The organism is Streptomyces sp. NPDC003248, from assembly GCF_055563235.1.
Window position 1 is genome coordinate 1 of the sequence record NZ_JBVHDT010000002.1, and the last position, 12,599, is coordinate 12,599.

Annotated in this window: 7 protein-coding genes; 3 read left to right on the top strand and 4 right to left on the bottom strand. The window is 74.5% G+C overall.

Annotation, left to right across the window (positions count from 1 at the left end; genetic code table 11):
• Positions 1–467 precede the first annotated feature (467 nt).
• Positions 468–1,028 (bottom strand): MarR family winged helix-turn-helix transcriptional regulator, encoded by a 561-nt coding sequence (locus ACZ3KJ_RS05320; protein WP_401692503.1) that lies wholly within the window; start codon positions 1,026–1,028, stop codon positions 468–470.
• Positions 1,029–1,179: 151 nt separating this feature from the next.
• Here ACZ3KJ_RS05320 and ACZ3KJ_RS05325 point away from each other — a divergent pair, with 151 nt between their 5' ends.
• Positions 1,180–2,454, top strand: coding sequence for an MFS transporter (locus ACZ3KJ_RS05325; RefSeq protein WP_467525731.1), 1,275 nt, complete (start codon positions 1,180–1,182; stop codon positions 2,452–2,454).
• Positions 2,455–2,555: 101 nt separating this feature from the next.
• On the opposite strand, the gene ACZ3KJ_RS05330 is transcribed toward ACZ3KJ_RS05325, so the two are convergent.
• Together ACZ3KJ_RS05330 and ACZ3KJ_RS05335 are read right to left on the bottom strand one after the other, a co-directional pair.
• Positions 2,556–4,208, bottom strand: a complete 1,653-nt coding sequence (locus ACZ3KJ_RS05330) for an ATP-binding SpoIIE family protein phosphatase (RefSeq protein WP_467524829.1) — start codon at positions 4,206–4,208, stop codon at positions 2,556–2,558.
• 307 nt (positions 4,209–4,515) lie between these two features.
• Complete coding sequence (locus ACZ3KJ_RS05335) at positions 4,516–6,021, bottom strand: NAD(P)/FAD-dependent oxidoreductase (RefSeq protein WP_467524831.1); 1,506 nt, start codon at positions 6,019–6,021, stop codon at positions 4,516–4,518.
• Between the two features lie 382 nt (positions 6,022–6,403).
• On the opposite strand from ACZ3KJ_RS05335, the gene ACZ3KJ_RS05340 reads away from it, so the two are divergent.
• Both ACZ3KJ_RS05340 and ACZ3KJ_RS05345 read left to right on the top strand, forming a co-directional pair.
• A complete protein-coding gene (locus ACZ3KJ_RS05340; protein ID WP_467524832.1) occupies positions 6,404–7,174 on the top strand; it encodes a TetR/AcrR family transcriptional regulator in 771 nt (256 codons plus the stop codon).
• 709 nt (positions 7,175–7,883) lie between these two features.
• Positions 7,884–9,893 carry a sigma-70 family RNA polymerase sigma factor gene (locus ACZ3KJ_RS05345; RefSeq protein WP_467524833.1) on the top strand — a complete coding sequence of 670 codons (2,010 nt, stop codon included), beginning with the start codon at positions 7,884–7,886 and terminating at the stop codon, positions 9,891–9,893.
• Positions 9,894–9,920: 27 nt separating this feature from the next.
• Here ACZ3KJ_RS05345 and ACZ3KJ_RS05350 read toward each other — a convergent pair whose 3' ends face one another.
• A complete protein-coding gene (locus ACZ3KJ_RS05350; protein ID WP_467524835.1) occupies positions 9,921–12,056 on the bottom strand; it encodes an asparagine synthase-related protein in 2,136 nt (711 codons plus the stop codon).
• Positions 12,057–12,599 lie beyond the last annotated feature (543 nt).

Consider the following 12,599-nt stretch of genomic DNA (forward strand, 5'->3'; position numbering starts at 1 on the left):
CGGACGCTTCCTTTGTACTCACCCGAGAGACTCTCTCAGGCTTTCCTCCGGGCTTTTCCCTTCGGTCTTGCGTTTCCGACTCTATCAGATCTTTTTTCGATCCGATTTCCTCGGTGCTTTCCAGGTTCCCGCTTTTGTTTCGCGGTTTCCTTTCCGGCGGTTCCGACTCTATCAGATCCTTTCGGCGTCTGATTCCCCGTCAGAGGGGGTTGCCTTCCCGGCCGTTGGCCGTTCCGACGTCTCAAACCTTAGCGGATCAGTACCGGCGAGCGCTAATCGAGCCGCCGACCCCAATTCGAATTGCATTCGGGCGCGCCGAATTCAGTCCCGTGGGGAGATCTTGCTGTGGTGTGAGGTGCCGCTTCAGCGGCGGAGGTGCTGTCGAAGAACCGTTACGGCTCCGCGGCAACCCGAAGAACTTTACGGATCGGGGAGGGGGGGTGTCAAGCGCCCCCTGTCAAGATCTTTTAATCGAGGTCGGTGAGTCGTCCGCCGGCGTCCGGCTGGGCGTGCTCCACCCGGCGCAGCAGCCTGGTCAGGACGTCCCCGAGGGCCGTGCGGTCCTCCGCGGAGAGGTCCTGGAGCAGGTCCTCCTCGAAGACGGTCGCCAGGCGCATCGCCTCCAGCCACTTCTCCCGGCCCTCGGGGGTCAGCTCCACGATGACCCGGACCCGGTTGGACTCGTCCCTCTCGCGGGTCACCAGTCCCTCGGCGACCATGCGGTCGATCCGGTGGGTCATGGCGGCCGGCGTGAGGCCGAGGCGCTTGGCGAGGTCGCTGGGGCCCAGGCGGTAGGGAGCCCCGGAGAGGACGAGCGCCTTGAGCACCTCCCACTCGGCGTTGCTGATGCCGAGGGCGGCGGTCTGGCGGCCGTAGGCGACGTTCATGCGGCGGTTCAGGCGGGACAGCGCCGAGACGATCTTCTCGACCTGGGGGTCGAGGTCCTGGAACTCGCGCTGGTAGGCGGCGATCTGCTCTTCGAGGGTCGGCTCGCTGCCGATGCCGGTGCTGCCGGAGGTGTCGCCCATGGGCGTCAGTATCGCACGCGGGTCGTTCGCGTTGAAGTTCTTCGAGGTGTACTGTTTAGCCTTGAAGTTTATCTTCGAAGTCTTCGGTTCTAAGAGCTGAGCTTCCCCACCAGTGAGCGACTACCTGAGAGAGGTGAACGTGACCAGGGCGATGGGCGCGGCGATGCGCCGGATCCACGTGGGCAACGCACTCAGCGCGTTCGGACTCGGTTTCACCGTCCCCTATCTGTACGTCTACGTGGCGCAGGTGAGGGGGCTGGGGGCGGTGACCGCGGGGCTCGTCCTCGCCGTCTTCGCCGTGGCCGCGCTGATCGTGCTGCCGTTCGCCGGTCGGGCGATCGTGCGGCGCGGCCCGCTGCCGGTCCTGATCGCCGCCCTGGTCACCGCCGCGGTGGGCGCGCTGGGCCTGGGGCTGGCCGGCAGCGCCACCGCCGTACTGACCGCGGCGGCCGCGCTCGGGGCCGGGCAGGCCGTGATGCAGCCGGCGCTCGCGACGATGATCGTGGACTGCTCGACCGCGGAGACGCGGTCGCGGGCGTTCGCGACGCAGTTCTTCCTGCAGAACCTGGGGCTCGGCGTCGGGGGGCTGATCGGCGGGCACCTCGTCGACACCACGCGCGTGTCGTCGTTCACGCTGCTGTTCGCGATCGAGGCGGCCATGTTCCTGCTGCTGGCCGCGGTGGTGGCGACCGTGCGGATGCCGCACGCGCCACGGGTCGGGGACGCTCCGCGGGGATCCTCGCAGGGGAGCTGGAGGCAGTTGCTCGGGAACCGGGCGATGGTGCAGCTGTGCGTGCTGGGGTTCGTGCTGTTCTTCGCCTGCTACGGACAGTTCGAGTCGGGACTGAGTGCGTACGGGGTCGAGGCCGCGGGGATCTCCACGTCCGCGCTCGGGACCGCGCTCGCCGCGAACACGGCGATGATCGTCGTCGCGCAGTTCGCCGTCCTGAAGTTCGTCGAGCGGCAGAAGCGGTCGCGGGTGATCGCCGCGGTGGGTCTGATCTGGGCCGTGGCATGGGCCGTGGCCGGGTACGCGGGGCTGGGGCACGGCAGCCGGGAGATGGCGACGGCGGCCTTCGTGTCGACGTACGCGCTGTTCGGACTGGGCGAGGCGATGCTGTCGCCGACGGTCGCGCCGCTGGTCGCCGATCTGGCGCCGGCCGGGCTGGCGGGCCAGTACAACTCGGCGTTCGCGCTGGTCAAGCAGTTGGCGCTGGCGATCGGGCCGGCTGTGGGCGGGCCGATGGGTGCCTCGCTGCACGGGCCGTACGTGGTGACGTTCCTGGTGTTCTCGCTGGGGATCAGCGTCCTCGCCGTGCGGCTGGGGCGGCGGCTCACCGTCGAGCAGGATCAGCCGTGGCTCGGGCGGAACCGGGTGGTGGCCCGGGGCGGGGCGGCCGCGGAGCCGGTCGGCGCCGAGGCGTGAGGCCGTCATGAGGGTGCCGTGAGGGCGCTATGAGGCTGTGCGGAGGCGGCCGTCGTCGTGGACGACGGCCGCCTCCGTGCTGTTCACGGGCCGTGGCGTCGTCAGTCCGTCGTGCGGGGCAGGACGAACTCGCACCACACCGCCTTGCCGCCGCCCGGGGTCCGTCTGCTGCCCCAGCCGGAGGCGATCGTGGCCACGATCGCGATGCCGCGGCCGGACTCGTCGCCCGGTTCGGCGCGGCGGCGGCGCGGCAGGTGGTCGTCGCCGTCGGTGACCTCGATGATCAGGCGGCGGTCGGTGCGGCGCAGCCGCAGGCGCATGGGCGGGGTGCCGTGCTGGAGCGAGTTGGCGACGAGCTCGCTGGTGGCGAGGACGCCGAGGTCGTGCAGGTCGGCGGGGAAGCGCCAGCTGGTGAGGACGCCGGACGCGAAGGCACGCGCGCGGGGGGCCGCCTCCACGCCGCCGAGCAGATCCAGGGCGGCGTTGCGGAACAGCTCGCCGTCGGCGCCGGTGCGGTGCGGGTGCTGGAGGACCAGGACGGCGACGTCGTCGTCGTGGTCGGCGGTGACGCCGGCCGAGCGGACCAGGCGGTCGCAGATCACCTGGGGGGTGCCGGTCGCGCCGGCCAGGGCGCGCTCCAGGGAGGCGATGCCCTCGTCGAGGTCCTCGTTCCTGCGCTCCACCAGCCCGTCCGTGTAGAGGACGGCCGTGGAGCCGGGGGTGAGGGGGACCGTGCCGGACGCGTGCATCCAGCCGCCGGTGCCGAGCGGGGGGCCGGTGGGTTCGTCGGCGCGCCGGACGGTGCCGGTCTCGTCGCGGACGAGGATGGGCAGGTGGCCGGCGGAGGCGTACACCAGGCGTCCCTCGTTCGGGTCGTGGACGGCGTACACGCAGGTGGCGATCTGGTTGGCGTCGATCTCGGCGGCGAGGCCGTCGAGGAGCTGGAGGACCTCGTGCGGGGGCAGGTCGAGGCGGGCGTAGGCGCGGACGGCGGTGCGCAGTTGCCCCATGACGGCCGCCGCGCGGACGCCGCGGCCCATGACGTCGCCGATGACGAGGGCGGTGCGGCCGCCGCCGAGGGTGATGACGTCGTACCAGTCGCCGCCGACGGCGGCTTCGGTGCCGCCGGGCTGGTAGGTGGCGGCGATGCGCAGGTCGTCCGGTTGTTCGAGCTCCTGGGGGAGGAGGGAGCGCTGGAGGGTGACGGCGGTCTCGCGCTGGCGGCGTTCGCTGGCTCTGAGACGTTCGGCGGCCTCGGCGTGGTCGGTGACGTCGGTGGCGAAGATGAGGACGGCGCCCTCGCCGTTGTCCTCGGCGGCCGGGGTGCAGGTGAATGTGTAGGAGCGGCCGTCGGGGGCCCTGCGGGACTTGAGGGTGCGCGGCCGGCCGCTGCGCAGGGCCTGGTCGAGGAGCGGGATCAGGCCCAGCTCGCGCAGCTCGGGGAGGGCCTCGGCGGCCGGTTCGCCGGGCGGCCGGACGCCGAAGGCCGCCGTGTAGGCGCCGTTGACGTAGGCGAGGCGGTGGTCGGGGCCGTGGACGAGGGCGACGAGGGCCGGGACGCGGTCGAGGACCTCGCGGACCGGGAGTTCGTCGACGGCGGGGACCGGGGGCGGCTCGTCGGTGAGCCGTTCGGCGCGGGCCGCGGGCACGGAGCCCTCGCTGCGTCGGTCGGTGGTGGTGACCGTGTGCTCGGCCCGCGCGTTGGCGCGGCGCTGTGTTCCGGGGAGCCGGGCGCTCCAGCGCGTGAAGTTCACGATTCCTTGCCTCGTGTAGTCGTCGTCGGCCGGCTCCGGGCCCGGCCTGGGCTCCGGGGGCCGCGCGGCGGTGGCCGCACATTGTCGCAGCACACCCGGGAAATGCAGCACGTGGAAACAGCCTCGTCGTGGTGCGGGGCGGGCGGGGGCCCGCCGTGGGCTCGGGAAAGGGCTCGGGAAAGGACTCGGGAGGGTCGGGGGAGGCTCGGGGAGGGATGGGTCAGCAGTCTGTCTGGCAGGGTGGCCGTCCGGGACGACATTCGTCAGACGCCGGGGCGGCGGGTGGAGTTCCTGGATCCGGTCAGGACTACCCGTTCGGGTTGCTGTTCGAGCCGCCCTTCGGGTCGTCCTTCGAGTCGTCCTCGGGGGTGTCCAGCCGGCCGTCCCGGCCGTTCTCCCGGCCGTCGTCCCGGCCGTTCTCCCGCCGGTCGTCCTTCCGGAGGCCCTTCCGGTCGTCCTTCCGGTCGGCAGAAGGCTTTCCCCCCGCGGCCAGTTCGAACTCCGCACGGGGGTGTTCGAGCGAACCGAGCGAGACGATCTCCCGTTTGAAGAGGCCCGACAGCGTCCATTCGGCGAGCACGCGCGCCTTGCGGTTGAAGGTGGGCACGCGGCTGAGGTGGTAGGCGCGGTGCATGAACCAGGCGGGGTAGCCCTTCACCTTGCGTCCGTAGACGTGCGCGACGCCCTCGTGCAGTCCCAGGGAGGCGACCGAGCCGACGTACTTGTGGGCGTACGGCCGCAGGGGCTCGCCGTGCAGGGAGCGGACGATGTTGTCGGCGAGGACCTTGGCCTGGCGCAGGGCGTGCTGGGCGTTGGGGGCGGTGTACGCGCCGGGCTCGGCGGCGGTGACGTCGGGGACGGCGGCTGCGTCCCCGGCGGCCCACGCGTGCGTGACGCCCTCGACGGTCAGCTCGGGTGTGCATTTCAGCCGGCCCCGGTCGGTGAGGGGGAGGTCGGTGGCGGCGAGCAGCGGGTGGGGTTTGACACCGGCGGTCCACACGACCGTACGGGTCGGGAAGCGGGCGCCGTCGCTGAGGACGGCCGTGCGGTCCGCGCAGGACTCCAGGCGGGTGTGGAGGCGGACGTCGATGTTGCGGCGGCGCAGTTCGCTGACGGTGTAGCGGCCCATCTCCTCGCCGACCTCCGGCAGGATCCGGTCGGATGCCTCGACGAGGACCCATTTCATGTCCTCGGGCTTGACGTTGTGGTAGTAGCGCGTGGCGTAGCGGGCCATGTCCTCCAGCTCGCCGAGCGCCTCCACGCCCGCGTAGCCGCCGCCGACGAAGACGAAGGTGAGGGCCGCGTCGCGGATCGCGGGGTCGCGCGTGGAGGAGGCGATGTCCATCTGTTCGATGACGTGGTTGCGCAGGCCGATGGCCTCCTCGACGGTCTTGAAGCCGATGCCGTGGTCGGCGAGGCCCGGGACGGGGAGCGTGCGGGAGACGGAACCGGGCGCGAGGACGAGTTCGTCGTACGCCATCTGGCGGGGCCCGGTGCCCTCCTCCTCGGTGGCGAGGGTGGTGAGGGTGGCGGTGCGTTTGGCGTGGTCCACGGCGGTGACCTCGCCGACGACGACCCGGCAGTGCGGCAGGACGCGGCGCAGCGGGACCACGACGTGGCGGGGGGAGATGGCGCCGGCCGCGGCCTCGGGCAGGAACGGCTGGTACGTCATGTACGGGTCGGGGGTGACGACGGTGATCTCGGCCTCGCCCCGGCCGATGTCCCCTCTGAGCTTCCGCTGGAGCCGCAGGGCCGTGTACATCCCGACGTAGCCGCCGCCGACAACGAGAATGCGCGCACGTTCCTTCACCATCCCATGACGCACCCGGCGCCGGAGTTTGTCCACAGCCCCGGCACGGCGGCTGTCCGGGAGCGGGGCGGGCACCGGGTTGGCCGAAACACCGTTGTGGAGTGCGGCGGCGCAGGTCAACCGGTGTGCGCCGGGGTGCGGGGAGAGGCGCAATCGGGACGTATGCGCCGCGTACTCCGATCGGGGGGCGCTCCGTGCGGAACCTGCCCCTTCTGAATTGAGTCCCGCTCAACTATGTTCGTGTGTCGACGGGGTGTAGGGGGAGGCGCTCCTCGGGTCCGCGACGGGCGGGTCCGGGCGGTCGTGGTCTCCCGGTTCCATCGCCCCGGCTTTTCGATGGCGGGGAGAGTCTCCGGGGGGAGACGTCATTACCGGGGGATCATTCATGCACATTCAGGACAGGCATTGGTCGTCCGCGTCCGCCCTTGCACCGGGCGGCGCGGTGAGCGCGGCGGCGGGCACGGGACGCGGGGACGGCCCGCGGACCACGCCGCTGCGCGTGGACGCACAGCGCAATCTGGAGCACGTGCTGCGCGCGGCGCGCGAGGTCTTCGGCGAGCTGGGGTACGGCGCGCCGATGGAGGACGTGGCGCGGCGCGCCCGCGTGGGCGTGGGGACCGTGTACCGGCGGTTCCCGAGCAAGGACGTGCTCGTGCGGCGGATAGCCGAGGAGGAGACCTCCCGGCTGACCGACCAGGCACGGGCGGCGCTCGGCCAGGAGGACGAGCCGTGGTCGGCGCTCTCGCGGTTCCTGCGGACGTCGGTGGCCTCGGGTGCCGGGCGGCTGCTGCCGCCGCAGGTGCTCAGGGTCGGTGTCGCCGACGAGGGCGGCGCCGAGGAATCCCCGGCCGACGCGGTGCGGGTGCCGCAGCAGCGGTCCCAGCCGGTCGGCGGTGAGCTGCGGCTGGTGTCCGAGGAGGGCGGTCCGGCGCCCGTGGACGACACCGGGGCGGCAGCGCTGCTGGACGTCGTGGGCCAGCTCGTGGAGCGGGCGCGCGCGGCGGGCGCACTGCGGCCCGACGTGTCGGTGTCGGACGTCCTGCTGGTGATCGCCACGGCGGCGCCCTCACTGCCGGACGCGGCCCAGCAGGCGGCCGCTTCGGCCCGGCTGCTGGACATCCTGCTGGAGGGGCTGCGGTCGCGGCCGGTCGGGTAGCGGGGCGGCTTCGCCGGTGACGGCGGGGGCCGGCTTCGCCGGTGACGGCCGGGTTCCGTCGTCGGCCGGTTCCGTCGTCGGCCGGTTCCGTCGGGGACGGCAGCCGGTTCCGCCCGTGGCAGCGGGCCGGCTCGGCCGACGACGGTGGGCCGGCTTCGTCCGTGACAGCGGCCGGTTCCGCCGGTGACAGCGGCCGGTTCCGCCGGTGGCGGCGGGCTGACTTCGCCGGTGGCGGCGGGCTGACTTCGCCGACGTCGGCCTGCCGGCGCTCTCTCGCCGGTGGCGGACCGCATCCGCCAGCCGCGGCGGGACAGGTCCGTCGACGGTGGCGGGACCGGCCCGTCAGCGACGGCGAAACAGGCCCGTCAACGGTGGTGGACCAGCCCCGTCAGCGGTGACAGCCGGATTCGTCAACGGCGGCGGAAGACGTGGGCGACTCGAAAGGATGACGGTGGGGCGGGGCGTTCCGGCGCTCCTCCTCCGTCCTCCGACACCGGCGCGTCCGGCAGGCTGCGCGGCGTCTCTGCCGAGCGCGGCAGCCGAACCTTCCCCGTTCGGGTGAATTCCCGCACTGGAGTGCGGCCGGCCCCCGACGGACGGGAGGCGGCCGGGTGGGCGGCCCGGTCAGCGGGCATCCCGGACGATGGCCGATATGGCACTCTGAGCCGGTGGTCGGGACCGGTTGGGCAGGCGGCGGGGGCTTTCCGCGATGAGCGTTGAGGGGCGGGACGGGTCACCGGGCGACGGTGGCGCGGAGGCGGGTGGCCGGTTCGCACCGCAGGTGCCCAGCCAGGGCGGACGCCCGGGCGTCCCCCGCGGCCGCGGTGCCGCGGCCGTGCCGCCGGACGGCGTCGGCGTTCCGGCACAGCGCGAGTGGCGGGCGGACGACAGCGTCCTGCCGCCGCCGGACGCGCCGCCGGCCGACGCCGACCTGATCGGGCGGATGCGCTCGGGCGACGACACGGCGTACGAGGAGTTGTACCGGCGCCATGCCGACGCCGTGCGCCGGTACGCGCGCACCTGCTGCCGGGACGCCCACACCGCCGACGACCTCACCGCCGAGGTCTTCGCCCGCGTGCTCCAGGCCGTACGCCGCGGCTCCGGCCCCGAGCACGCCGTCCGCGCCTACCTGCTCACCTCCGTCCGCCGGGTCGCCGCCGACTGGACGCGGTCGGCGAAGCGGGAACAGCTCGTGGACGACTTCGCGGTGTTCGCAGCGCAGTCCGGCCGGTCCTCCGAGGTCTCCGACAGCGACGCGCTCGACCTCGGCGCGGACGTGCGCGCGATGCACGAGGCCGATCGGTCCATGGCCATGCGGGCCTTCCGCTCGCTGCCCGAGCGCTGGCAGGCCGTGCTGTGGCACACCGAGGTCGAGGACGAGTCGCCGGGCGAGGTCGCCACGCTCTTCGGGCTCGACGCCAACGGCACCCGCGTACTGGCCAGCAGGGCCCGTGAGGGCCTCAAGCAGGCCTACCTCCAGGCCCACGTCAACGCCGCCCTGACCGGCGACGGGGAGTGCGCCCGGTGGGCCGACCAGCTCGGCACGTACGCCCGCCGCCGACTGCGCACCCGCGCCGAACGGGGGCTGCGCAAGCACCTGGAGGAGTGCGCCAGGTGCCGGCTGGCCGCCCTCCAGATCGAGGAGGTGGCCGGAGGCATCCCCGCCGTCGTGCCGGTGGCGGTCATCGGCTGGTTCGGGGCCGCCGGATATGCCAAGGCGGCCGCGCTGATCGCCGGCGGTGCCGGGGCGGCGGGCGTGGCGGGCGGTGCCGCCGCGTCGGGCGGCGGATCGTCGGGCGCGTGGGGCGCCGGGGGCGGTGCGGCGGCGAGCGGCGGCTCCTCGGGCGCCGGGGGCGGTACGGCGGCCTCGGAGGGGCTGGGCGGGCCCGTGAAGGCCGGTGTCGCGGCCGGCGTGGTCGCGGTGGCGGCCGCGGCGGTGGCCCTCGGCCTCGTCGGCGACGACAGCCCCGCGCGGCAGCCCGTGGCCCATCCCCCCACCTCCGTCCCGGCCGTCCTGCCGGAGCAGCCCACGCCGGCGTCGACGCCCCGCCCCACCCGCGCGCCGGAGGAGTCCACGCCGTCCCCCGCGGTGATCGTCCCGGCCGAGGCCGCCACGCCGACGCCGGCGCCCACGTCCCGGCCCGGCGGAAAGACGACCCCGACGCCCACCCCCACACCGACCCCCTCCCCCACCCCGACGCCCACACCCGCCCCGGATCCGGCGCCCACACCCGCCCCGGATCCGGCGCCCACCTCCGCACCGTCTCCGGCACCGCCGCCGGCCCCGGCCGTCCACCGGTTCGACGAGCTGCCCTTCGACGTCGTCGGCGACGGCACCGGGCCGGAGATCCGCCTGGGCGGCAGCAGTTGGGTCTGGCAGCGCTCCGAGCTGTCCGTCGCCGGCCGGCGGTACGCGCGCGGGGTGACCGTCCACGGGGACTCCTCCGTCACCGTCGACCTCAACCGCGCCTGCACCGCGTACGACGCCGTGGTCGGCGTCGACGACCTCACGGGGAAGCTCGGCAAGGTCACCTTCTCCGTCCACGCCGACGGGGACCGGCTCTGGACGTCCCCCGTGGTCGGGGGCGGCGACCCGGCCGTCCCCGTCCATGTGGACCTCACCGGGCGCCGGACGGTCCGGCTGGTGGTCGAGCCGCACGACCCCCTCGACACGCTCACGCTCGCGGACTGGGCGGAGTCCGGGTTCACCTGCTCCTAGGGCCCGGCGAAGTCCTCCCCGGTCCGCTCAGCCTCCGGAGGAGACCGCCCGCCTCTGGGGAGCGATCCCCGCGGGTACCGCACGCGCGCGGGCCGGGGTGCCCGTCCAGCAGGTGCCGCGGCGGGACAGCAGGCGGCGCAGCCACAGTTCCAGGGAGACCAGGTCGGCCAGGCCGTCGAGCGGGAGGGGCTCACCCGCCGCCGCGCTCCGCAGGGCCTTGCGGACCACGCGGGCCTCGATCAGGCCCGCCTCCGCGAGGAGGGGGGCGTCGAAGAGGGCCAGCACGGGGTCCGTGGCCGTGCGCAGGCCCGCACGGGCCGCGGCGGTGGTGGAGCCGAGGGAGGGGGCGCCCCAGCCGGGCGGGAGGTCGGCCACGCCGGAGCCCTTGAGGACGGTGCGCAGGATCGCGGCACGCGCCCCCGGTTGCACGCGCAGGGTCTCGGGGAGCGCACGGCAGGCGCGCACGACCTGGTTGTCGAGGAACGGGGCGTGCAGGCGCTGGGAGCGGATCTCGGCGGCCTGCTCCAGGACGCGCAGATCGGCCGCGTGGCGGGCGAGGGCGGCACGCGCGCGGTAGTCGCCGGGACGCTGGCCGGGGCCCACGCCGGCGCGGTGGGCCATGGACTGGAGGCGAACCGATACTTCAGCCAGTGCCTCTCCGGTCAGCCAGCGCGCGGCCGGACCGGGCCCGCCCCAGGCGAGGGCCGCCAGCGAGGCCCCCACGGCGCCCGCGGCGCCCGCGGGATCGTCGAAGCGGCGGTGCAGGAGCCGTTCGGCGAGGCCCTCCACGCCCGCCCCGTACGGGGTACGGGCCAGCCGGCGGGCGGCGCCGTACACGCGCGCGGGGACAAGCACGGACCCCTCCGCCTTCGTCAGGGCGGCGACGGGCCGGACGAGGTGGCGTCTCTTGCGGTCCATCAGCAGGTCGGCGAGGCGGGCGGGGTGGGCGTCGAGGACCTGGCGGGCGCCGTGTCCGGTGAAGTGGTCGGCGCTGCCCGCCGCGAGGCGCGCGCGGTGGCGGGCGGCCGTCACCAGGCTCGGGCCGGGTTCGTCGGTCAGGGGGCCGTCCAGGTCGGCGTACGGCAGGGTCTCCTCGCCGCCGGCCACGACGACGTGGTGCAGGCGGGGGTTGGCCGCGAGGGTGCCGGCCCGCTCGACCTCGGCCTCGTGGCCGCCGACGGCCAGGTCGTTGAAGGTGACGGCCAGCAGGCGCTCGCCGGCGCCGGTGCCGTGCCCGAGGAGCGTGCCGGGCCGGCCGGGCAGACCGGCCGCGAGCAGCGCGAGCGTCCCCGAGGCGGGACCGCCGGACAGGTCGGCGCCGATGCCCGGGACCGGCATCCCGCGCGCGGCCCGTCGCTCGGCGGGGCCCATGCCGGGGACGGGCCCGGGGTCGATGTCGGGGACGTGCCGCGGCGCCGACAGACGCGCGCGTACCGCCTCGACGAGGGCGTCGCGCACGGCGTCGACCGCGCTGTCCGGATCGGCCGGGGGCGCCGCCACGGCGAGGGAGGCGACCGGCTCGTACCCGGCGATCTCACGCGCCCCGGCGCGCAGGATCAACGCGTGCCCCGGCGGAACGCGCCGCACGCCGTCGTACGGCGTGGAGTCGTGCACGGCGGCCGGTACGTCGGGGGCGGCGAGGAGGGCCGCCAGGTGGCCGAAGTCGAGGTTGGCCTCGACGAGGTCGGCCAGCGGCAGCGCTGCCGTCGCGTACGCCGTGCCGCCCGCCCACGGCGTGTGGAACACCGGGCGGGCGCCCGCCAGATCACCGCAGACGGTGATGCGCCGGCCGACCTGGACGATCGCGGTGTAGCTGCCCGGCCAGGCCGTCAGATGGCGCAGCGCCCCGCCGCGCGCGGCGAACAGTCCGACGCGCAGCTGCTCGTCCGTCGCCCCGCAGATGCCGAGCACGGCGATCCGGGTCTGGGCGTCCGCCCGCACCACGCGCACCTCGTCGGGCCGCCAGTCGCCGACCGCCCACAGGGGATCGGGGTCGCCCCACAGCGGTTGGGAGCCCACGGGGTGCAGCGTCTCGCCGTCGTACCCGATGCGCCCGGCGTCCTCGCCGCGGCCGGCGTACCCGCCGCCGTAGCCCCCCGCTCCGACGGTGCCGGGACCGGTCCCTCCCGCGGCGGCGCTGCTCCATCCCACCAACCACCGCATCGACGCCTCCACAGGCTGTGGACAAACCAGTGCACCGCACGAACGGTTCACATGCTGCCACGAAGAACGCGCCGCAGAAGGAGGTGACGCCGCTTGAGATCCCCGGAGTGCGCCCCCGTGAACGCCCCCGCGCCGACCTGCGGGACCATGGGCACTCGCGCGCGCGGGGCGCTGGTGACCGCGCATGCCCTCGCCTGTGCGACGCGAATGCGCCCCCGAAACGCTCCCCCAAAACGCCCCGCGCGCCCTCGATTTCCATGGTGGGAAGCGAATTCACCCACAGAACACGGGGTCGATTTTCGGCCAATTACCGGACGGCGGGCCGTCGTCGGACCGGACCCGCACACGCTCCGTACACAGGCGCGCGCCCCGGACGGCGCGCCGGTCCGGGAGACGGAGCCCGCCTCCCGGACCGTTCCGCCGCCCGCGGGGATGGTGGCGGCGGTGTCCCCCAGCCCACTGGATCCAGTACAGCGGGCCGACCCACGCACGACCCATGGAACCGCTCCCCCCATGGCCGGAGAAGAGCGCACGGGCGGGCGC

Coding starts and splice junctions, on each gene's coding strand:
- ACZ3KJ_RS05320 (WP_401692503.1), bottom strand. CDS start 1,028: ATGGGCGACACCTCCGGCAGCACCGGCATCGGCAGCGAGCCGACCCTC.
- ACZ3KJ_RS05325 (WP_467525731.1), top strand. CDS start 1,180: ATGGGCGCGGCGATGCGCCGGATCCACGTGGGCAACGCACTCAGCGCG.
- ACZ3KJ_RS05335 (WP_467524831.1), bottom strand. CDS start 6,021: ATGGTGAAGGAACGTGCGCGCATTCTCGTTGTCGGCGGCGGCTACGTC.
- ACZ3KJ_RS05340 (WP_467524832.1), top strand. CDS start 6,404: ATGCACATTCAGGACAGGCATTGGTCGTCCGCGTCCGCCCTTGCACCG.
- ACZ3KJ_RS05345 (WP_467524833.1), top strand. CDS start 7,884: ATGAGCGTTGAGGGGCGGGACGGGTCACCGGGCGACGGTGGCGCGGAG.
- ACZ3KJ_RS05350 (WP_467524835.1), bottom strand. CDS start 12,056: ATGCGGTGGTTGGTGGGATGGAGCAGCGCCGCCGCGGGAGGGACCGGT.